This is a genomic window from Massilia sp. Root418, from assembly GCF_001425265.1.
Lineage (GTDB): Bacteria > Pseudomonadota > Gammaproteobacteria > Burkholderiales > Burkholderiaceae_D > Rugamonas.
The window spans coordinates 496,615-518,400 of record NZ_LMEC01000021.1; the positions used below are offsets into that span (position 1 = coordinate 496,615).

The 21,786-nt window shown below is 65.5% G+C and carries 11 protein-coding genes; 6 read left to right on the plus strand and 5 right to left on the minus strand.

The window, feature by feature from the left end; translation table 11 throughout:
• Positions 1-58 precede the first annotated feature (58 nt).
• Positions 59-784 (minus strand): 16S rRNA (uracil(1498)-N(3))-methyltransferase, encoded by a 726-nt coding sequence (locus ASC94_RS20255; protein WP_056399478.1) that lies wholly within the window; start codon positions 782-784, stop codon positions 59-61.
• Between the two features lie 121 nt (positions 785-905).
• Between ASC94_RS20255 and tkt the strand changes: the two genes are divergently transcribed.
• Both tkt and gap read left to right on the plus strand, forming a co-directional pair.
• The gene (gene tkt, locus ASC94_RS20260; protein ID WP_056399479.1) at positions 906-2,903 is read left to right on the plus strand and encodes a transketolase; all 1,998 of its coding nucleotides are present in this window, start codon (positions 906-908) and stop codon (positions 2,901-2,903) included.
• A gap of 29 nt (positions 2,904-2,932) precedes the next feature.
• Positions 2,933-3,943 (plus strand): type I glyceraldehyde-3-phosphate dehydrogenase, encoded by a 1,011-nt coding sequence (gene gap / locus ASC94_RS20265; protein ID WP_056399481.1) that lies wholly within the window; start codon positions 2,933-2,935, stop codon positions 3,941-3,943.
• 184 nt (positions 3,944-4,127) lie between these two features.
• Here the strand turns inward: gap and ASC94_RS20270 are convergent, their stop codons facing one another.
• The 3 genes from ASC94_RS20270 to glnE form a co-directional block, all read right to left on the minus strand.
• Positions 4,128-6,845, minus strand: a complete 2,718-nt coding sequence (locus tag ASC94_RS20270; RefSeq protein WP_056399483.1) for a TonB-dependent receptor — start codon at positions 6,843-6,845, stop codon at positions 4,128-4,130.
• 402 nt (positions 6,846-7,247) lie between these two features.
• Positions 7,248-7,703, minus strand: a complete 456-nt coding sequence (locus ASC94_RS20275; protein WP_056399485.1) for a cache domain-containing protein — start codon at positions 7,701-7,703, stop codon at positions 7,248-7,250.
• Between the two features lie 36 nt (positions 7,704-7,739).
• Complete coding sequence (glnE, locus tag ASC94_RS20280; protein WP_056399487.1) at positions 7,740-10,481, minus strand: bifunctional [glutamate--ammonia ligase]-adenylyl-L-tyrosine phosphorylase/[glutamate--ammonia-ligase] adenylyltransferase; 2,742 nt, start codon at positions 10,479-10,481, stop codon at positions 7,740-7,742.
• Positions 10,482-10,627: 146 nt separating this feature from the next.
• Between glnE and ASC94_RS20285 the strand changes: the two genes are divergently transcribed.
• The 3 genes from ASC94_RS20285 (at position 10,628) to tldD (ending at position 17,219) form a co-directional block, all read left to right on the plus strand.
• Positions 10,628-14,854: a YhdP family protein gene (locus tag ASC94_RS20285; RefSeq protein ID WP_056399490.1), complete on the plus strand. Its 4,227-nt coding sequence runs from the start codon at positions 10,628-10,630 to the stop codon at positions 14,852-14,854.
• A gap of 10 nt (positions 14,855-14,864) precedes the next feature.
• On the plus strand, positions 14,865-15,662 hold the full coding sequence (locus ASC94_RS20290; protein WP_157201527.1) for a carbon-nitrogen hydrolase family protein: 798 nt from the start codon (positions 14,865-14,867) through the stop codon (positions 15,660-15,662).
• 96 nt (positions 15,663-15,758) lie between these two features.
• Positions 15,759-17,219 (plus strand): metalloprotease TldD, encoded by a 1,461-nt coding sequence (gene tldD / locus ASC94_RS20295; RefSeq protein WP_056399497.1) that lies wholly within the window; start codon positions 15,759-15,761, stop codon positions 17,217-17,219.
• 294 nt (positions 17,220-17,513) lie between these two features.
• Here tldD and ASC94_RS20300 read toward each other — a convergent pair whose 3' ends face one another.
• Positions 17,514-20,330, minus strand: coding sequence for a TonB-dependent receptor (locus tag ASC94_RS20300; protein ID WP_056399505.1), 2,817 nt, complete (start codon positions 20,328-20,330; stop codon positions 17,514-17,516).
• Between the two features lie 381 nt (positions 20,331-20,711).
• On the opposite strand from ASC94_RS20300, the gene aroG reads away from it, so the two are divergent.
• A complete protein-coding gene (aroG, locus tag ASC94_RS20305; RefSeq protein ID WP_056399507.1) occupies positions 20,712-21,773 on the plus strand; it encodes a 3-deoxy-7-phosphoheptulonate synthase AroG in 1,062 nt (353 codons plus the stop codon).
• Positions 21,774-21,786 lie beyond the last annotated feature (13 nt).

The window sequence follows — 21,786 nt, forward strand, 5'->3', positions numbered from 1 at the left end:
GCTGGCGGCCGGTCTCGCGGTCATGGCCCTGGTCGCGGTGTTCCGCTGATGGAAAAGACTACATGCCGCCCCAGCTGGCATTCAATGCGGCCAGGGCAGCCAGGGCAGCCGTTTCGGTGCGCAGGATGCGCGGGCCCATGGACAGGGGCAGGGCGCCCTGGGCCACGGCCAGGTTTTCCTCGTCGTCGGAGAAGCCGCCCTCGGGGCCGATCATGATGGTCAGCGCCTGCGGCGGCTGGTGGCGGGCCCAGTCGGCCAGCGACTGGCTGGCGCGCGGGGTCAGGATCACGCGGCGGTGCATGTCCTGCTGCGCGATCCAGTCCTTGAACTCGTCCACGGGCGCCAGCTGGGCCAGGCGGTTGCGGCCGCTCTGCTCGCTGGCCGAGACGATCACGCCTTGCCAATGAGCGAACTTTTTTTCCGCGCGGTCGCCTGACAGCTTGACCACGCAGCGGCGCGCCGCCAGCGGCTGGAAGGCGGCGGCGCCCAGTTCCACGGCTTTTTCAATGATCCAGTCCATCTTGGACGCTTCCGGCAGCGCCTGCGCCACCGTGACCGCGTAGGGCAGCTCGGCGTCGCGCGCGGTGTGGGCCTTGATTTCAGCGCTGGCGCGGCGCTTTTCCACCGTTTGCAGCACCGCCGTGTACTCGCCGCCCTCGCCGTTGAACACGGTGATGGCCTCGCCCGGCGCCAGGCGCACCACGTGCACGTGGTGGGCCACCGCTTCCGGCAGGTCGATGATCAGGCCGATGGCAAGCGGCTGCGGGCAGTAGAAACGGGGCATGCGGGGGCCTTGATGAGTGCTGTTGGATGCGTAATTTTAATGGGCGGCCCCCCGCTCTGGTAAAATACTTGGTTCAAGCAAGCACGCTTTAGCTAATTTCAAACCTTCCGCAATCACCACGATGACTACTACGCTCCCAACCACTCAAATGGCCAACGCGATCCGCGCGCTGGCAATGGACGCTGTGCAGAAGGCCAATTCCGGCCACCCAGGCATGCCGATGGGCATGGCTGAAATCGCAGTAGCGCTGTGGAGCGGTCATCACCGCCACAACCCCGCCAATCCGAAATGGCTGAACCGCGACCGCTTCCTGCTGTCGAACGGCCACGGCTCCATGCTGCACTACGCGCTGCTGCACCTGGCAGGCTACGCCGTGACCATGGACGACATCCGCTCCTTCCGCCAGATGCACTCGAAAACCCCGGGCCACCCGGAAGTGGACATCACGCCGGGCGTGGAAACCACCACCGGCCCGCTGGGCCAGGGCATCGCCAACGCGGTCGGCATGGCGCTGGCCGAGTACCTGCTTGCGGCCGAGTTCAACAAGCCGGGCCTGGACGTAGTGGACCACTATACCTACGCGTTCGTGGGCGATGGCTGCCTGATGGAAGGCATTTCGCACGAAGTGTGCTCGCTGGCTGGCACCCTGGGCCTGAAAAAACTGATCGCGCTGTACGACGACAACGGCATCTCGATCGACGGCAAGGTCGAAGGCTGGTTCACCGATGACACGCCGAAACGCTTCGAAGCCTACGGCTGGAACGTGATCCGCGCCGTGGACGGCCATGACGTGGCCGCCGTGGACGCCGCCATCGCCGCCGCGAAAAAATCCGACAAGCCTACCCTGATCTGCTGCAAGACCGTGATCGGCAAGGGTTCGCCCAACCTGCAAGGTGGCGACAAGGTGCACGGCGCCGCGCTGGGCGACAAGGAAATCGCCGCCGTACGCGAATACATCGGCTGGACCCCGGCCCCGTTCGAGATCCCTGCCGACGTGTACTCCGCATGGGACGCGAAAGCCGCCGGCGCGCAGCACGAAGCCGAATGGACCGCGAAGTTCACCGAATATAGCGCCAAGTTCCCTGCAGAAGCCGCCGAACTGGCACGCCGCATGGCGGGCGACCTGCCTGCCAACTTCGACGCCACGCTGGCTGCCGCCATCGCCGCCTGCGTCGAGAAGAAAGAAACCATCGCGACCCGCAAGGCCAGCCAGAACGCGATCCAGGCGCTGGCTCCCGTGCTGCCTGAATTCCTGGGCGGCTCGGCCGACCTGACCGGCTCCAACCTGACCAACTGGAAAGAGTCCGTCAACCTGCGTTCGGGCAAGACCGGCAACCACATCAACTATGGCGTGCGCGAGTTCGGCATGAGCGCCATCATGAACGGCGTGGCCTTGCACGGCGGCTACATCCCCTTCGGCGCCACTTTCCTGACCTTCTCGGATTACAGCCGCAACGCGCTGCGCATGGCTGCGCTGATGAAGCAGCGTTCGCTGTTCGTGTTCACCCACGACTCGATCGGCCTGGGCGAAGACGGCCCGACCCACCAGTCCGTGGAACACGTGTCCTCGCTGCGCCTGATCCCTGGCCTGGACAACTGGCGTCCGGCCGATACCGTCGAGTCGATGGTGGCGTGGGGCGAAGCGGTCAAGCGCAAGAACGGTCCGTCGACCCTGATCTTCTCGCGCCAGAACCTGCCTTACCTGGAGCGCAGCGACGCCGTGGTGGCCAATATCGCCAAGGGCGGCTATGTGCTGAACGACGTGGCCGACGCCAAGGTCATCCTGATCGCCACCGGTTCCGAGGTGGAGCTGGCCGTCAACGCCGCCAGCGCGCTGGCTGCCGAAGGCATCGCCGCACGCGTGGTGTCCATGCCGTCGACCGACGTGTTCGACCGCCAGGACGCCGCCTACAAGGCCAGCGTGCTGACCAAGGGCGTGCCGCGCGTGGCCATCGAAGCCGGCGTGACCGATTTCTGGTACAAGTATGTGGGCCTGGAAGGCGCCGTGGTCGGTATCGACACCTTCGGCGAATCCGCTCCTGCGCCTGTGCTGTTCAAGCATTTCGGCTTCACGGTGGAAAACGTCGTGGCCAAGGTTAAATCTGTTCTGGTTGCATAATCCCCTTTTTTTTACATCAGGAGCTTAGTATGACGATCAAAGTAGCAATCAATGGCTATGGCCGTATCGGCCGTAATGTACTGCGTGCTTTCTACGAAGGCGGCAAAAAGCAAGACATCCAGATCGTTGCCATTAACGACCTGGGCGATGCCAAGTCGAACGCGCACCTGTCCCGCTACGATACCGCGCACGGCAAGTTCCCCGGCACCGTGACGGTGGACGGCGACAACATGATCGTCAACGGCGACGTGATCCGCGTGTTCGCACAGCGCAATCCGGCTGAAATCCCATGGGGCGACCTGGGCGTGGACGTGGTGCTGGAGTGCACCGGCTTCTTCACCACCAAGGAAAAGGCTTCGGCCCACCTGAAGGGCGGCGCCAAGAAAGTCATCATCTCGGCACCGGGCGGCAAGGACGTGGACGCGACCATCGTGTACGGTGTGAACCAGCACGTGCTGAAGTCCACCGACACCGTGATCTCGAACGCTTCCTGCACCACCAACTGCCTGGCCCCGCTGGTCAAGCCGCTGAACGACGCCATCGGCGTGGAAAACGGCCTGATGACCACCGTGCACGCCTACACCAACGACCAGGTGCTGTCCGACGTGATGCATGAAGACCTGCGCCGCGCCCGTTCGGCCACCATGTCCATGATCCCGACCAAGACCGGCGCCGCCGCTGCGGTTGGCCTGGTGCTGCCTGAGCTGAACGGCAAGCTGGACGGTTTCGCGATCCGTGTGCCGACCATCAATGTGTCGCTGGTGGACCTGTCCTTCATCGCCTCGCGCGACACCACCGTGGACGAAGTGAACGCGCTGATGAAGGCTGCCTCCGAAGGCGCGCTGAAGGAAGTGCTGACCTACCAGACCGAACCGCTGGTATCGATTGACTTCAACCACAACCCGGCTTCGTCGAACTTCGATTCGACGCTGACCAAGGTGTCGGGCCGCCTGGTGAAGGTATCGTCGTGGTACGACAACGAGTGGGGCTTCAGCAACCGCATGCTGGACACCACCGTGGCACTGATGAGCGCCAAGTAATCGCAGGCACGGCGGGTTACGGCGTTCCGCCTAACCCGCCCTACGTGTTTGCGGCATCTTCGTAGGGCGCGTTAGCGCCAACGGCGCGTAACCCGCCAACCGCAAGCGTAAAAAAACCCCCCATCAGCCTGAACGCGCTTTAGATCGCGCTCAGTGCAGATGGGGGGTTTTTACTTGCTGCCGATTAGAAGTTGTAGGTGGCGCGCAGGTAGTAGGTGCGGCCTTTCGGATCGGTGAAGCGCGGATCGTAGCCAGCCTGGAAGGTCTCGGTCTGGTAGGACAGCGGCGGGGTACGGTCGAACAGGTTGCGCACGCCGAAGGTGACCGACAGGTTCTTCAGGATGGCTGCCGTGGCGTAGCCGTCCCAGGTGGTGTAGGACGCGACGCGGTATTCAGGATCCTGGTCGATATAGCCGGACTTGGAGTGCGCGGCAATGCCGGCGCCCCAGATGCCCTTGGTCCAATTCACATTGGCGTTGTTCTGCCAGCGGAAGATCGGGCCGATGCCGGAGTACACGCCCACGTTCTGGTGCCACTCGCCGCCATCGCTGTTCTGGTACTCATACTTGTGCACGTAGGTGCTGTTCAGCGAGAAGGTGGTGTTGCCGTAGTCGGCACTGCGCCAGCGGTAGTTCACGCTGATGTCCAGGCCGTCGGTGTTCACGCCGCCCAGGTTCTGGGTGCGCAGGTCGACATAGCCGCAGGTCAGCGGGTTGGGGCACTGCGAGCCGTCGGTGGCCAGGTTGCCGGCCGGGGTGCGGTGGTACAGCGAAGCGTACTTGGCAGGATCGCCGAACACGTCATCCTGGTTCAGCTGGCCGATCTGGTGTTCCAGTTGCAGCTTCCAGAAGTCTAGGCCCAGCGACAGGTTGTTGACCGGCTCGATCACGATGCCCAGCGCGTAGTTCTTCGATTCTTCCGGCGCCAGGGCCTTGTTGCCGCCCGTCAGGGTCTGGAACTGCTGCTGGCAGTTGGCCGCGGCCGGTTTGCCCGGCAGCGGGGTGCCGCCTGGGCAGTTGACCGGATCGTCGTACTGGTTGGAGTTGGTGTAGGTCTGGGCCGAGTTGATCTCGTACAGCGACGGCGCGCGGAAACCGGTCGAGTAGGAGCCGCGCAGCAGCACGGTCTTGGTCGGCTGGTAGCGGAAGCCGAACTTCGGATTGGTGGTGCTGCCGAAGTCGTTGTATTTGTCGTAACGCACGGCGGCAGTCACGTCCAGGTCCTTCAGCAGGGCCAGGTTCAGCTCGGCGTACGCGGCGCTGACCTTGCGCGAACCTTCGTTCAGCGTGTTCGGGTCGATACCGGTGGAAGCCACCACTTTTTCAGCGTATTCAGTGTTGGCCGCGCTGTGGAATTCCTGCTTGTCGAACTGGCCGCCGATGGCCAGCGCGCTTTGGCGGCCGGCGCCGAACCAGTCGCCGACCTCGCGGCTGGCGCGCACGTCGAAGCCCTTCATGGTGCCCTTGGCGTTCTGGATGTTGCCGTTCAGGGCAGCGCTGTCGATCAGCGCGGCGCCGGCGGCGGTCTGTTCGCCGAAGGGGTTGATGACGCCTTCCAGCACGCCCTTGGTGATGATGCCGCCGTCGCTGTAGCCGATCAGGTTGCTGGCCACCTTGTTCTTGTTGTAGGTGAAAGCAGCGCCGTAGTCCCAGCCTGCGATCGAACCCTGCAGCGAGGCGACGAAGCGCTGCTGCTGGTTGACGTCGTCGCCGGCGCGCGAGCCGTTCGGCAGGTCGCGCCATTTCACGTGCACGAAGCCGGGCAGCACGCCGGCCGGGGTGTTGTCTTCGGTGTAAGTCGAGCTCAGCGGCACGTTCGGGGTGATGGCGCCGGGGTTGCCTGGGTAGAAGGGATTCAGCGAGCCGTCCGGACGCACGCGGTTCTGGAACAGGCCGCCGTATGGCACCGGCGCGATTTCGCTGCCGATGCGGCTCTTGGTGATCAAGTATTCCAGGCCCAGTTCATGGTTTTCCGCCAGCTTGATGGTGCCCTTGATCAGGCCGGTGTTGCGCTCGCTCTTCGGAACATAGTCGACGAAGGAGGAGGTGGTCATCTGGCAGCCGCTGCCGGTGGCGTCCGGAATCAGGTTGGGCGCGCTGGTGCAGTTGGGGGCGGCAGGGTTGCCGCTGTTGCCGTCCTGGTAATAGTTGGCCGGGCTGGTGGTGGGCGACAGGCCGCCCGGGTAGCGCTTGTTGAAGTCGCGCTCGGTGCCCATGATGCGGCGCTGCACCTGGTGGTCGCCCATGGCGAAGATATTGAAGCCGTCGGTGTCCAGATTGCCGTAGCCAACGCCGATATTCGCGCTATTCGAACCGCCGCCGCGCTTTTGCGGGGAATCGACGCCGCCGGTAACGGTTACGCCGGTAAAGTCTTTACGGGTAATAAAGTTGATTACGCCGCCCACTGCATCGGAGCCGTACAGCGAGGATGCGCCGTCGCGCAATACTTCGACGCGCTCCAGCGCGGCGAATGGAATCATATTCAAATCGGGCGCCGAGCTATCCAGCGCATTATTGGCCAGGCGGCGGCCATTCAACAGCACCAGAGTCTTATTGGCGCCGATACCGCGCAAATCCGCAAAGGATGCGCCGCCCGTGCTCAAACCGACAACCTGGCTGGTGCCCTGGTTGGTTTGCACCGAGCTCAAATTGGCCATTACTTGTTCGATGGTGGTAATACCCTGTTTTTTCAGGTCTTCCATTTTAACCACAGTTACCGGCACGGCGGTTTCCGCGTCTATACGCTTAATGGCGGAGCCGGTAATTTCAACGCGCTGGATAGGCGCGGCTGCGGGGGCATTTTGTGCGAGGGCAGGCTGGGCCAGCATGCCGAGGCCGGCGATGGCCACGCCGCCCGAGAATACGACGCGCAGGGAGCGGGCCAGGGCTTTTTCTATCAACATAGTCATGTTCCTTATTAGAGTGTCTGGTGCATTAGCAATCCTTCTGGGATTGCTAATCGGGCTATAAGACACTGGCGGCAAATGCGTGTCAAACGTGCGCGTGTAACGCGATTGAAACAAAGCAACTCTTGACAGCGCGGCTCAGCGCGCGAAATGCCTATAAGTGTTTCCCTTAGAGCTCGCTAGCCCGGGGTTTTGGCGAATTCGGGCTTTATTTCCGTTTGTATCGTGGGATTATGGATGTGCGGACAATGTTGCAAGTCTGCCACAGTACCGCCGCGGCGTCTGGCCGGACTTCGTGCCAGCTTCTGGCGTGATCAAGCCAGAACCAGGCGCGCCGGGCGAAAAAAACGCCGCAGAATGCGGCGTTGGCATGGATGAGATCGCCTCGCGGCGGTGGGCTTATTTGTAGATGCCGGACCCGACCAGCAAGTCGCCCGCGCGTTCCACGTAACCGGATTTCGCCTCGACCGCCTTGGTGACAGGATTCGGCCATTTGAAATCAACCCAGCCGCTGCCTTTTTCCTTGGCCACTTTTACCATTTCCTGGATCATGGCCTTGCCCTCATTATCTTTCATGTCCAGCAGATTTTTACCGACCAGCTTGGGATTCACGCCGTGCGCCACCGCCACGCCGTTCAGGTCGTAGACGTATATATATAGATCGCGGTCGTGGAAATCCTTGTTGGCGGGATCGGAAATGGCGGCGAGCGCTTTTTCCTTGCCGTCCGATTTAATCAGCGCCACGGCTTTTTTAACCATGGCCACCGCTTCGTTGGCCGATCCTTTTTCCGTCGCATACGCGGGCAAGGCAAGCAAACCCAGGCTGATTGCAATACCACCTAAAAACATCTTCATCTGTCTCTCCTTTTGGAATGGGACTGCCGGTAACGCTTATTCTAATATTTCCTTCCATAACTGGATAACATGCGCCGCATGGCCGGCCACCCGCGCCGGGTCCACGCGGGCATTTTCCTGGCCCTGCAAACGCATCTGGTGCTGCAATTTGCGGAAAGCGCGGTAGGCGTCGGCCACGCTGGCCGCCAAAGCCGGGTCGATCAAGCCGAGCTCACCGCACATTTTCAGTAAGGCAATATTACCCACATTTCCCGTCAGTTGGGAATAGGTGGCTGCGTGCTGCAGCACCAGATATTGGACGATGAATTCGATGTCGATCATGCCGCCGGCGTCCTGTTTTAAATCGAACAGTTCCGAGCGGTTGGGGCGGGCGTCGGCCATCTTCTTGCGCATGGCGTGCACTTCGCGTTTCAATTCGCCGTCCAGCGGCCGTGCGCGCCGCAATACCTGGCAGCGGATCTGCTCGAAGCGCTGGCCGATTTCCGCGTCGCCGGCGCAGAAGCGGGCCCGGGTCAGGGCCTGGTGCTCCCAGATCCAGGCCGAATTGTGCTGGTAGCGTTCAAAGGCTTGCACGCTGGACACCAGCATGCCGCTGGCGCCGTCCGGCCGCAGCGCGATGTCGACGTCGAACAGCTGGCCGGCCGAGGTGTGCGAGGTCATCCAGGTGATGAAGCGCTGCGCCAGCTTGGCGTACTGGGCCGGGGCATCCTGGTCCTCGTCGTCGAACAGGAAGATCACGTCCAGGTCGGAGATGTAGCCCAGTTCCTTGCCACCCAGCTTGCCGTACGCAATGACGGCGAAGCGCGGCACCTCGCGGTGGCGGGTGGCCACGGTCTGCCACACCGCCTGCACGGTGGCGGCCACGATCACGTCGGCCAGCGCCGACAGGTGGTCGGCCAGCTTTTCCACGGTCAGGTCGCCGGCCAGGTCCTGCGCCAGCAGGTGGAACAGCTGGGCGTGGTGGACTTCGCGCAGGATGTCCATCTGGCGTTCGGTATCGCCGGCTGCGGCGGCCAGCTGGCCGTCCAGCTCGGCGGCCAGGGCGGCCGCGTCGAACACGGCGTTGCGGATACGGTCGTCGAGCAGCTCGTCCAGCAGGATGGGGTGCTTGGTGAGGAATTTGGCGGCCCAGCCGCTGGCGTGCATCATGCGGATCACGCGTTCCAGCGTGTGCGGGTACTCGGTCAGCAGGGACAGGTAGGCCGAGCGGCGCGCGATGGCTTCCAGGAAGTCGAGCAGGCTGCCCAGGGTCACCAGCTGGCTGCCGATGCTGGACTGCTCTGCGGTGCGGGCGATCAGCGGCAGCGCCGCGTTCACCAGCGACACCAGGCGGTTGCGGCTGGCTTCCGGCAGCGATTGCAGGCGCGGCGCCTGCCAGGTGGCCACCAGGCGCTGGGCGGCGCCGGCCGGGTCGTCGTAGCCCAGCGCGGCGAAGCGCGCCTGGATCGCTTCCAGGTTGTCCGGGTCGGCGCATTCGTTGCTGGTGGCGGGGTCGATGTCGGCATCTTGGGCGCCGTTCTGCGCTTTTTCGGCGAACATGGCGTCGAACTGCTCGGCCACGAAGCTGCGGTGGGCCTCGATGCGCGCCAGCAGGGTGGCCACGTCCGGCAGGCCCATCATCTGCGCCACGATCAACTGGTCGGCCTCGTTGGGCGGCAGGGTGTGGGTCTGGGCGTCGTCCAGGTACTGCAGGCGGTGCTCCAGGTTGCGCAGGAAGGTGTAGGAAGCGAGCAGTTGCAGCACGATGTCGTTGGTCAGCAAGCCCTTTTCGGGCAGGATGCGCAGGGTGGTGCGGGTGGAACGGTCGCGCAGGGCGGCGTCGCGCCCGCCGCGTATCAGCTGGAACACCTGGGCCAGGAATTCGATCTCGCGGATGCCGCCGCGTCCCAGCTTGACGTTGTTGCTGCGGTCCGGGTGCAGCCGTTCCTGGCGGTTGACCTCGGCGCGGATCTGGGCGTGCATATTGCGGATGGCTTCGATCACGCCGAAGTCCAGGTAGCGGCGGAACACGAAGGGGCGCACGATGGCGTCCAGCGCGGCAATGTCGGCCGGCTTGCCGGTGACGGCGCGCGCCTTGACCCAGGCGTAGCGTTCCCATTCGCGGCCCTGCACGATCAGGTACTGCTCCACCATGCTGAGGCTGGCGGCCAGCGGGCCGGAGCCGCCGTTCGGGCGCAGCGCCATGTCGACCCGGAAGGTGTAGCCGTCCTCGGTGATCTCGGCCAGCGCGGCAATGAGCTTCTTGCCCAGGCGGACGAAGAATTCGTGGTTGGACAGGGTGCGCTGGCCGGGGCCGGCCGCGGTGTCGCCGTCTTCCGGGTAGACGAAGATCAGGTCGATGTCGGACGACACGTTGAGCTCGCCGCCGCCCTGTTTGCCCATGGCCAGCACCATCAGTTCCTGGGTCTCGCCGCTGTCGTGGCCGACGGGCTGGCCGTGCAGGGCCACCATGTCCGCGTGCAGGGCCGCCGTGTGCTGCTGGATGGCGAAGTCGGCAAAGCGGGTCATGGCGGTGACCACTTCGTGCAGGTCGGCGCGGCCGGCCAGGTCGCGCTGGATCAGGCTGCACACCAGCAGGTTGCGCAGGCGCCGCATGGCGCGCGGCAGCGGCAGCGGCTCGCCTTGTCCCGTGTCGGCTTCGCGCGCCAGCGCCTCGGCAAAATCGAGGTCGGCAACTGACGTGCGCGCCAGCGCATCCACCCTGGCGGCGCGGCCCGGATCGGCGCCGACCCAGCGCTGGTAATAACGGGAGGCGGAGGTCAGGGCGGGTGCGGTCATAGGCGGTAAGTAACTTAGTGTTGCAACGTAATAAACAGAGCGTGAGGACAGCAGCCTATGCGGTAAAATGACCGGGCAGGCTCCTTTAGGGCTGGAAACGATTTTAGCGATTTATTTGATGCCGGGCCTGAATTATTAGCTTATTGATGCAAAAACCGCCGGAGGAGACCGTGACAGGCAGCGTGCCCCTGGCCGTGCGCTGGCAAAGGCTGCGTTCGGCCTATCGCGTCTGCAACCTGGCCACCCACCATGTGCTCGGCTTCACTGTCAAGCTGGCTCTGCTGGTGTACTTTGCCTTCGCCATCCTGCTGCTGGCGCTGCGCTACCTGGTGCTGCCCCACATCGACCACTACAAGGGCGACATCGAACGCCTGGCCAGCCGCGCGCTGGGCAACCCGGTCACCATCGAACGCATCTACGCCTCCTGGTCCGGCCTGAACCCCACCCTGTTCCTGGGCGACGTGGTGCTGCGCGACCCGCAGGGCCGCGAAGTGCTGGCGCTGCCCAGCGTCTCGGCCACCCTGTCGTGGTGGAGCGTGGCGGCGGCCGACGTGCGCTTCGAATCGCTGGAACTGATACGCCCCAAGCTGGACGTGCGGCGCGAGGCGGACGGCAAGCTGTACGCGGCCGGCGTGTATATCGACCTGAACCAGAAGGGCGACGGCAAGGGCGCGGACTGGCTGCTGGCCCAGCGCGAGATCGTCATCCGCGAAGGCCAGCTGGACTGGACCGACAAGCTGCGCGGCGCGCCCCAGGTGAGCCTGGCCGATATGCGCCTGGTGCTGCGCAACAAGTGGCGCCGCCACCAGTTCGGCATGACCGCCACCCCGTCCGCCGAGCTGGGCGGTCCGCTGGACGTGCGCGCCGACTTTATCCATCCGGCGTTCGCCACCCGCAAGTCCGATGTGCGCCTGTGGCAGGGCGAGCTGTACGCGGACGTGCGCCAAGCCGACCTGGCCGCCTGGAAGCAGCATCTCAGCTATCCTTTCGACCTGCGTTCCGGCATGGGCTCGGTGCGCGCCTGGGTGCGCCTGGACCACGCCAAGCTGGCCGGCTTCACGGCCGACGTGAGCCTGGCCGATGTAACGGCCCAGCTGGGCAAGGACTTGCAGCCGCTGGACCTGGTGGACGTGCGCGGCCGCGTCTCGGCGCGCGAGGAAATTCCGGCCGGCCTGCAGAGCGGCCAGCCCGCGTTCGGCGTGTTGGGCCACAGCGTGACACTAAACAATTTTTCGCTGCGCACGCGTGACGGCCTGGCGCTGCCGCCCACCGAGCTGTCCGAGCGCTACGTGGCGGCCACGGCCAAGGCGCCGGCGCGCATGGAGCTCCAGGCCAGCGTGCTGGACCTGGAAACCCTGGCTGCGCTGGCCGGCCGCCTGCCGCTCAGCGACAGCCAGCGCGCCATGCTGGAAGACGTGGCGCCTACCGGCCGCCTGCGCAATGTGGCCGCGTCCTGGTACGGCAGCTATCCGGCGCTGCTGTCCTACCATGTGAAGGCGCAGCTGGACGGCCTGGGCCTGCGCCCGCGCCCGGCGCGCCTGCCGCAACCGAAGAACGGCAAGACCCCGGCGGTGCGCGGCATGCCGGCGCTGCCCGGCTTCGAGCACCTGAGCGGCACCCTGGAGGCGAGCGAGAAGGGCGGCAATTTCACCCTGGACGCGGACCAGCTGGTGCTGCAGATGCCGGACCATTTCGCCGAGGCCTCGATGCCATTCGAGAAGCTGCGCGGCCAGATGAGCTGGTCGTTCGAGGGCAGCGAAAGCAAAGAGCGCGGCGGCGAGCGCGGCGGCGAGCAGCTCAGGGTCGAACTGCAGAACCTGGAATTCACGCAGCAGGGCCTGACGGGCTCGCTGTCCGGCAGCCACGTGGTGCCGCTGGACGGCAAGAGCGCCGGCGTGGCCGATTTCACCGGCAAGCTGAGCGGCTTCGACCTGAAAAAGATCGGCCGCTACCTGCCGCTGCAAACCCCGGAGCACCTGCACCGCTGGCTGACCGGCGCGCTGGAGGACGGCATGGCCGACGACGTGACCCTGCGCCTGCGCGGCGACCTGGCGCACTTCCCCTTCAGGAGCAGCGGCGCGGTGCCCACCGCCGCCGAGCGCGCCAAGGGCGAGTTCCGCGTGGCCGGGCGCCTGACGAACGGCAAGCTCAACTATGACCCCGGCGTCTACGCCAAGGACGGCAAGTCGCCGTTGTGGCCGCAGGCCGAGAAGATCAAGGGCGGCTTCGTGTTCGAGGGCACGCGCATGGAAATCCGCGGCGATACGGCCACCACCGGCGGCGTGGCGCTAAGCGGCGTGAAAGCCGTGATTGCCGACCTGTCATCGCACGACAGCGTGCTGGAGATCGACGGCAACGCGGCCGGCCCGATGCAGGAGTTCCTGCACTACGTGGCGGCCAGTCCGGTGCTGGAATGGATCGGCCACTTCACCGATGAGACGCAAGCGAGCGGCAATGCGAAACTGGCACTCAAGCTGCAGCTGCCGCTGAATCACATGCACGACGCGAAAGTGCAGGGCGCGCTGCAGCTGGGCGGCAACGACATCGTGCTGTGGCACGACATGCCGGTGGTGGCCGGCTCCACCGGCAAGATCGAATTCAATGAAAAAGGCGTCAACCTGAACAACCTGGCGGGCAGCTTCATCGGCGGCCCGGTGGCCATTACCGGCGGCAGCCAGCGCGACGGCAGCATCCAGGTGCGCCTGGGCGGCACCGTCACGGCGGACGGCTTGCGCAAGACCTGGCCGTCGCCGCAGATGCAGCGCGTGGCCAGCCACTTCAGCGGCGGCACGCGCTATACCGGCCTGGTGGTGGCGCGCGACCATCATTACTCGGTGACGGTTGATTCCACCTTGGCCGGCCTGGGCCTGGACTTCCCGGCGCCGCTGGCCAAGGGCGCGGCGGACACGCTGCCGCTGCATTTCGTGCTGAACGGCGCGGCCGCCAACGAGGCCGGCCTGATGCGCGACGAGATCCGCGTGGCGCTGGGCGCCGGCATGTCGGCTGCCTACCAGCGGCAGCGCCAGGGCAAGGAGCCGTGGAAACTGGTGCGCGGCGGCATCGGCGTGAATGTGCCGGCACCGGAACCGGACAGCGGCATGATGATGCAGGCCAACGTGAAATCGCTGAACGTGGACCAGTGGCTGGCGCTGGGCGACGCCATCGTGGGCAAGGACACGCCAGCGAGCGCTGCCGGCGCCGCCGGCGTGCCAGCAGCCGGCGGCGGCGTCGACGTGGCGCAGTACGTGGTGGCCGACACCATGGCCGCGCGGGCCGGCGAGCTGGTGATCGGCGAGCGCAAGCTGGACAACGTGGTGGTGGGCGTGAGCCATCAGAAGAACGTCTGGCAGGCCAATATCGATTCGCGCCAGGTGAATGGCTACGTCACCTGGAACGAGTCGCCCACCGGGCAGGGCGTGGGCAAGGTGACGGCGCGCCTGTCCTCGCTCATCATTCCGGAATCGCAGGCCAACGAAGTCAAGGATCTGCTGGAAAACAAGGCGACCCAGCCCGCCATCCCTGCGCTGGACGTGGTGGCCGAGCGCTTCGAACTGTTCAACAAGCCGCTGGGCCGGCTGGAACTGCAGGCGCACAACGCCCTGATCGCCGCTGCGCGCGAGTGGCGCGTGTCCAAGCTGTCGCTGGCCAATGCGGACGGCGAGCTGAACGGCACCGGGCGCTGGGTGGTCAAGGACGGGCAGCCGCAGACCAGCCTGAATTTCGACCTGGAGATCGCCAACGCCGGCAGGCTGCTGGACCGCTTCGGCTTTGCCGACACCCTGCGCAACGGCAAGGGCAAGCTCAGCGGCGACATTTCCTGGAAGGGCTTGCCGTACGCGCTGGACATCCCCAGCCTGTCTGGCCAGATCAGCATGAACGTGGAAAAAGGCCAGTTCCTCAAGCAGGACCCCGGCGCGGCCAAGCTGCTGGGCGTGCTCAGCCTGCAGGCGCTGCCGCGCATGCTCAAGCTGGACTTCCACGACGTGTTTTCGGAAGGGCTGGCGTTCGACGGCATCAGCGCCAACGCCGCCATCAACCGCGGTATCGTGAAGACCGATAACTTGAAAATGCACGGCGTGGCCGCTACTGTACTGATGGACGGCACGGTGGATATCGCCAACGAATCGACCAATCTGCGCGTGGTGGTGATGCCGGAGGTTAATCTCGGCACGGCGCCGCTGGTGTACGCGCTGGCGGTCAACCCCGTCATCGGCCTGGGCAGCTACCTGGCCCAGCTGTTCCTGGCGCAGCCGATGATGCGGGCGCTGACATATGAAATGCAAGTGACGGGGCCATGGAAGGCGCCCGTCATCACCAAGCTGGACTCGGCGCGCGCCGAGGCGGCCAAGGATGCCGCCAAGGCCAAACAATAAGGATTCCACCATGAACACTGTCGCAGCGATACAGATGATCTCCTCGCCCTCGGTGGGCGAAAACCTGGCCACCGCGCGGCGCCTGATCGCGCAGGCGGCCGATACCGGCGCCAAGCTGGTGCTGCTGCCCGAATACTGGGCCATCATGGGCTTGAGCGAGAACGACAAGGTGGCCGTGGCCGAACCGCTGGGCAAGGGCCAGATCCAGGACTTCATGAGCGAGATGGCGCGCCAGCACAGCATCTGGCTGCTGGGCGGCACCTTGCCGCTGGCGTCGGATGACCCGGCCAGGGTGGTCAACACCACCCTGGTGTACGACGACCAGGGCCGCCACGTAGGCCGCTACGACAAGATTCACCTGTTCGGTTTCACCAAGGGCACGGAATCCTACGACGAGGCGCGCACCATCGTGCCCGGCAGCAGCGTCGGCACGGTGGACACGCCGGTGGGCAAGGTCGGCATGTCGGTCTGCTACGACCTGCGCTTCCCCGAGCTGTTCCGCGCCATGGGGCCGGTGTCGCTGATCGTGGTGCCGGCGGCGTTCACCTACACCACCGGCCAGGCGCACTGGGAAATCCTGCTGCGCGCGCGCGCCATTGAAAACCAGTGCTATGTGCTGGCGGCGGCGCAGGGCGGCACGCACCAGAACGGCCGCCGCACTTGGGGGCACAGCATGCTGGTCGATCCCTGGGGCGCGGTGAAAACGGTGCTGGCCGAGGGCGAGGGCGTGGTGCACGGCGAGGTCGATGCCGTGTTCATGGGCAGCGTGCGGGAGAGCTTGCCGGCGCTGAAGCATCGCACCATGTGAGGAGGCGGCAGCGCGTCCGGTGGCGGATTACGCGCTGCGCGCTAATCCGCCCTACAATGGCAGCATATTTGCGACATATTTTATTAGGCATACACCATGATCCCATTCGAACCCAATCTGTCCACCCTGGCCGTCGCGCGCGATCTGTTGCTGACGCCGTTCGGCCTGGATGAAGCGAAGCTGCTCAAAACGCTGGGCAGCATGTTTACCCACAAGGTCGATTATGCCGACCTGTATTTCCAGTTCACCAAGAACGAGGGCTGGAGCCTGGAAGAGGGCATCGTCAAGACCGGCAGCTTCTCGATCGACCAGGGCGTGGGCGTGCGCGCCATCTCCGGCGACAAGACCGCCTTTGCCTACTCGGACGACATTTCCGAACGCGCGCTGATGGAAGCGGCGGCGGCAACCCGCACCATCGGCCGCGCCGGCGCCGGCAAGGTCAAGGTGGCCAGCGGCATGCAGCAGGTGGGCGGCCGCTCGCTGTACCTGCCGCATGATCCGCTGACCTCGCTGGACGCGACCGCCAAGGTCAAGCTGCTGGAGCGCCTGGAGAAAATGGCGCGCGCCAAGGATCCGCGCGTGGTGCAGGTGATGGCCGGCCTGGCCGGCGAATACGACGTGGTGCTGGTGGTGCGCAGCGACGGCGTACTGGCGGCCGACATCCGCCCGCTGGTGCGCGTGTCGCTGACCGTGATTGCCGAACAGGACGGCCGCCGCGAGGTGGGTTCGTCCGGCGGCGGCGGCCGCTACGACTACGCTTACTTCAGCGACGAGCTGCTGGAACAGTACGCGGACGAGGCCGTGAAGTCGGCCATCGTCAACCTGGACGCGCGCCCGGCGCCGGCCGGTCCGATGACCGTGGTGCTGGGACCGGGCTGGCCCGGCATCCTGCTGCACGAGGCGATAGGCCACGGCCTGGAGGGCGATTTCAACCGCAAGGGTTCGTCCACCTTCTCGGGCCGCATCGGCGAGCGCGTGGCGGCCAAGGGCGTGACCGTGGTGGACGACGGCACCCTGAAGGACCGCCGCGGTTCGCTCAACATTGACGACGAGGGCAATCCGAGCCAGTGCACCACGCTGATCGAGGACGGCATCCTGAAGGGCTATATCCAGGACACCATGAACGCGCGCCTGATGAAGATGCCGGTGACCGGCAATGCGCGCCGCGAATCGTTCGCCCACCTGCCGATGCCGCGCATGACCAACACCTATATGCTGGGCGGCGACAAGGACCCGGGCGAGATCCTGGCGTCGGTGAAGAACGGCCTGTACGCGGTGAATTTCGGCGGCGGCCAGGTCGACATCACCAACGGCAAGTTCGTGTTTTCGGCCAGCGAGGCCTATATGATCGAAGACGGCAAGATCACCTACCCGGTCAAGGGCGCCACGCTGATCGGCAACGGTCCGGACGTGCTGAACCGCGTGTCCATGATCGGCAACGACATGAAGCTTGATTCGGGCGTGGGCGTGTGCGGCAAGGAAGGCCAGAGCGTGCCGGTGGGCGTGGGCCAGCCCACCTTGCGCCTGGACGGCGTGACAGTCGGCGGCACGGCCTAGGCCGGCGGTGCGGCGGGTTACGGTGCTGCGCACCTAACCCGCCCTACGGGCACACGGGGCCGTCACGACCGCCATGCCCGTGATCGGCACACGGCCCACCAGGAACCGCCACGCCGATGATCGGCACACGGCCCGCCACGAACCGCCACGCCAATGATCGGCACACGGCCCGCCACGAACCGCCATGCCCGTGATCGGCACACGGTCCGTCACGAACCGCCACGCCCTTGATCGCCCTACGGTGCGCCATGGACCGTAGGGCGGGTTAGGCGCAGCCGTAACCCGCCAGCGCCGTCAGAACTGATAGCGCATCCCCACATTGAAATAACGCCCCAGCGCCCCGCTATAGTCCAGCGGGTTGTACGACACCGCGCCATACGTCAGCGGATCAAGCGGCGGGATCTTGTCGAACAGGTTCTGGATCGACGCCGTCACCTCCATCTTCGGGCTCACTTTCCAGCGCGCCGTCAGGTCGATGGTGGTGAACGAGGCCAGCTTGCAGCCGTTCGGCGCGTCGTTGCCGTTGGCAAAATGCGTGGCGCAGCCATCCGGGTCGTCCTTGAACAGCGTGTTATCCATCTTGCCCCGGTAATTGGCGGTGGCCGTCACGCGGAACGCTTCGCGCTCCCAGGTGGCGCTCAAATTAACCCGGTCGTCCGGGGTGCCGATGCAGTTGGTCACGTCGCAGTTGCCGTGGGTGCCGGCGAAGTCGCGCTGCGAGCCGTCGGTTTCCGTACGCAGCCATTTGAACAAATGGGTCCACTTGGCATCGGCCGCCAGCGTGCCCCAGCCCCCCATCGAGAAGGTCTTGCGCACGTCCAGGTCGGCGCCGCGCACCTTGGTGTTGCTGGAGTTGACGTAGCGCGCCAGCACCGCCGTGATGGCGCCGGGATCGCCCGGCACGGTGGCGGTGGACGGGTCGCGCGCGATGTGGCCGGCGGCGATGGCGGCGTCGGTCTGCTCCTGGTTGATCTCGTTCTTGCGCTTGATCTGCCAGAAGTCCAGCGACACGCTGGTGCGCGGCATCGGGTCCCACACCACGCCGGCGCTGAAGCTCTTTGAGCGCTCCGGCGACAGGGCCGGGTTGGGCGAGGTGATCACCGCGATGGACGCGGGGTTGCAGGCCACCTGCACGCCGAGCGCACAGCGTGCCGGGTCTTCCGCCGTGGAGAATGCGGCCAGGCCGCCCACGCCGTTCTCGGCCGCGCTGGGGGCGCGGAAGCCGCGCGCGAAAGTGCCGCGCAGCGCGAAGGCATTAGTCGGGGTCCACTTCAAGCCCGCTTTCGGCGTGTAGGAATTGCCGACGTCGGAGAAGTGGTCGTAGCGCAGCGCGGCCGACGCTTCCAGCGTCTTGTGCAGCGGCGCCAGCAGCTCGGTGTAGATGGCGCTGGCGGTGCGCTTGCCGCGGTAGGCCGAGTAGCCCAGGCCGATGATGTTGCCGAGCTCGGTGCCCTGGGTCGGCTCCAGTTCGGTCGATTCGCGCCGGTATTCCGCGCCCAGCGCCACGCCCATGGCGCCGCCCGGCAGCCGGCCGAACTCGCGGCTGGCCTTGACGTCGATCTGGTTGATGCGGGTTTCCGCGTCGTTGGCAATGGTGGGCGAGAGCGCGCCGTACAGCGCAGCGGAGTTCAGGCCGGCGTTCTCGCCGATGCGCCAGTAGCTGCCGGCGGGCAGCGCGGCATATGCGGCGCTGCGCGCGCGCGCCGCAGCCACGTTGGCCGCGCTCGGGTCGAGCAGGGCGAAGGCCACGTCGCGCTGCAGGTAGCCGGTGCGGGTGTTGCCCACTTCGTTCTGCGAGAACAGCCAGGCCGCGTCGATGTCCCACTGCTGCCAGCTGCCCTTGGCGCCGGCCACGAAGCGGGTGAAGTCGGACTTCACGTGGCTCACGCGCGGCCCCACGTCGGCGGCCAGGTAGCGCAGCCGCGCGGCGCGGCCGAAGTAAGGGTTGTCCGGATGGCCGGCGCCCAGCTGCACGGCGGCGTTGCTGACCGGGCCGCCCGGGTAGCCGACCGAGGCGCTCACCGTGGAGGGCGTGGTGGCGGCGGTGGAGGTGCTGTGATAGAAGTTCAGCTCGCTATACGCCAGCCAGGCCGGGTTGATCTGGTAGCTCAGGCGCGCGAAAGCATTGGCGGTTTCCTGTTCCGGCTGGATCTCGCTGTAGAGCTGCTGGGCGTCGATCAGGCAGCCGCCGCCGGGGTCGCCCTGCGGGTGGCTGGTGAAGTTGGCGCAGGCCGCGCCGGGGAAAAAACGCGTGAAACCCACGCCGGCCGGGTTGCCTCGGTTGTAGTAGTCCAGCGTGGTGGGGTTGCGCACGTTGCCGTTGATGGCGCTGCCGGCGTTGTTGGTGCTGAGGATGGCACCGGTGCCGCCCAGCGATTCCTGGGCCGAGAAGCCGTAGTCGCGCAGGTCGCTGCGGCCGATGTAGCGCCGGCCGGCGCGCGCGCTGTTGGCGATGGCGCCCTTGCGGCCGTATTCCAGGCTGCCCATGAAGTTGTAGCGGTCGGTGTCCAAGTTGCCCACGCCGTGGGTGATGGCGACGCGCGTGTCGTGGCCGTCGTGCTCATCCGAGATGCCCTGGCTGGCGCGCACGGTGGTGCCGCGGAAGTCGCGCCGCAGGATCACGTTGACCACGCCGGCGATGGCGTCCGAGCCGTAGATGGCGGAGGCGCCGTCTTTCAGGATTTCCACCCGTTCGACCGCTTCGGACGGGATCACGTTCAGGTCGGCAAACACCTTCTGGCCGTCGTCGGCCAGGCCGTAGGGCGCCACGCGGCGGCCGTTGATCAGCACCAGGGTGGAGGCGGCGCCCAGCCCGCGCAGCGAAATGCCGGAGGCGCCGGAAGCGAAGCCGCCGCCGAAGGTCATCGGCACCGAGCCCTGGTTGTCCACCGCCAGGGTCTGCATCAGTTCGGCCACCGTGGTCTTGCCGTATTTTTCAATGTCGGCGCGGTTCAGTGTTTGCACCGGCGATGCGGTTTCGGCTTGCGCGCGGCGGATGTTGGAGCCGGTGATTTCCACCCGCTGCAAGGGCTGCTGGGCAGCCTCCTGGGCGTAGGCCTGGCCCAGCAAGGCGGGCAGTACCAGCAGGCCGGGGAAGATCGGTTTTTTCATTTCGTCACTCCAAAGAGGTAAGCAGGATTGTGCAGTCTTGCCTCCTTTGCCTGCGGCGATTCTGATCTGCGTCAAGGGTCGATGCGGATCGTGCCCAATTGTGGTGCGTGCGCCACGGGCACGCATGATCAGGCGACTTGACAAATCGCTTGCCAAAAGTTGTAACTTGTTGCTATAGTCGTTGCAACCTTTTAGGATTTCTTCCATGCAGCGTTGCGTTTTCTTTACCGGCCACTTTTACTTTAGCAATTCCAACCCAAAGGCGGTGGAGTAGCGGCCGGTTCACGTAACAACGAGATCCCAGCAGACCCAGACAAACCGCCAGCGATGGCGGTTTTTTTTTAGCCCACGATTTTTCAGCCTTAGACTTCAGGAGATACCATGCAACGCACCGACGACCTGCGCATCCGCGAAATGAAGGAACTGGTCCCGCCTTCCCACCTGATCCGCGAGTTCGCCGTCAGCGAGGCCGCCAGCACGACCGCCGCCAATGCGCGCGTGGCCTTGCATCGTATCCTGCACGGCCAGGACGACCGCCTGATGGTGGTGATCGGCCCGTGCTCGATCCACGATCCGAAAGCGGCCATGGAGTACGCGCGCCGCCTGGCGCCGCTGCGCGAGAAGCTGGGCGCGGACCTGGAAATCGTGATGCGGGTGTACTTCGAGAAGCCGCGCACCACGGTGGGCTGGAAAGGCATGATCAACGACCCCTACATGGACAACAGCTTCCGCATCAACGACGGCCTGCGCATGGCGCGCGAGCTGCTGCGCGACATCAACGAGCTGGGCCTGCCGGCCGGCACCGAATACCTGGACGTGATCAGCCCGCAGTACATCGCCGACCTGATCAGCTGGGGCGCGATCGGCGCGCGCACCACCGAGTCGCAGGTGCACCGCGAGCTCGCTTCCGGCCTGTCGTGCCCGGTGGGCTTCAAGAACGGCACCGACGGCAACGTCAAGATCGCCGTGGAAGCCATCAAGGCCGCCTCGCAGCCGCACCACTTCCTGTCGGTGACCAAGGGCGGCCACTCGGCCATCGTGTCCACCAACGGCAATGAGGACTGCCACATCATCCTGCGCGGCGGCAAGGCGCCCAACTACGACGCGGCCAGCGTGGACGAAGCCTGCAAGGCCATCGCCGCGCAGGGCCTGGCGGCGCGCCTGATGATCGATGCCTCGCACGCCAACAGCTCGAAGAAGCCGGAGAACCAGATCCCGGTCTGCGCCGACATCGCCGGCCAGATCGCCGGCGGCGACGCCCGCATCGTGGGCGTGATGGTGGAGTCGCACCTGGTGGCGGGGCGCCAGGACCTGGTGCAGGGCAAGGAGCTGACCTACGGCCAGTCCATCACCGACGGCTGCATCGACTGGGACAGCAGCGTGCAGGTGCTGGAAGGCCTGGCGGCGGCGGTGCGCCAGCGCCGCCTGCAGAACACCGACTGATTAGGAAGTCAGC

Bases quoted from the DNA above. Each gene is read 5' to 3' on its own strand.
- ASC94_RS20255 (WP_056399478.1), bottom strand. From the start codon at position 784: ATGCCCCGTTTCTACTGCCCGCAGCCGCTTGCCATCGGCCTGATCATC.
- tkt (WP_056399479.1), top strand. From the start codon at position 906: ATGACTACTACGCTCCCAACCACTCAAATGGCCAACGCGATCCGCGCG.
- gap (WP_056399481.1), top strand. From the start codon at position 2,933: ATGACGATCAAAGTAGCAATCAATGGCTATGGCCGTATCGGCCGTAAT.
- ASC94_RS20270 (WP_056399483.1), bottom strand. From the start codon at position 6,845: ATGTTGATAGAAAAAGCCCTGGCCCGCTCCCTGCGCGTCGTATTCTCG.
- ASC94_RS20275 (WP_056399485.1), bottom strand. From the start codon at position 7,703: ATGAAGATGTTTTTAGGTGGTATTGCAATCAGCCTGGGTTTGCTTGCC.
- glnE (WP_056399487.1), bottom strand. From the start codon at position 10,481: ATGACCGCACCCGCCCTGACCTCCGCCTCCCGTTATTACCAGCGCTGG.
- ASC94_RS20285 (WP_056399490.1), top strand. From the start codon at position 10,628: ATGCAAAAACCGCCGGAGGAGACCGTGACAGGCAGCGTGCCCCTGGCC.
- ASC94_RS20290 (WP_157201527.1), top strand. From the start codon at position 14,865: ATGAACACTGTCGCAGCGATACAGATGATCTCCTCGCCCTCGGTGGGC.
- tldD (WP_056399497.1), top strand. From the start codon at position 15,759: ATGATCCCATTCGAACCCAATCTGTCCACCCTGGCCGTCGCGCGCGAT.
- ASC94_RS20300 (WP_056399505.1), bottom strand. From the start codon at position 20,330: ATGAAAAAACCGATCTTCCCCGGCCTGCTGGTACTGCCCGCCTTGCTG.
- aroG (WP_056399507.1), top strand. From the start codon at position 20,712: ATGCAACGCACCGACGACCTGCGCATCCGCGAAATGAAGGAACTGGTC.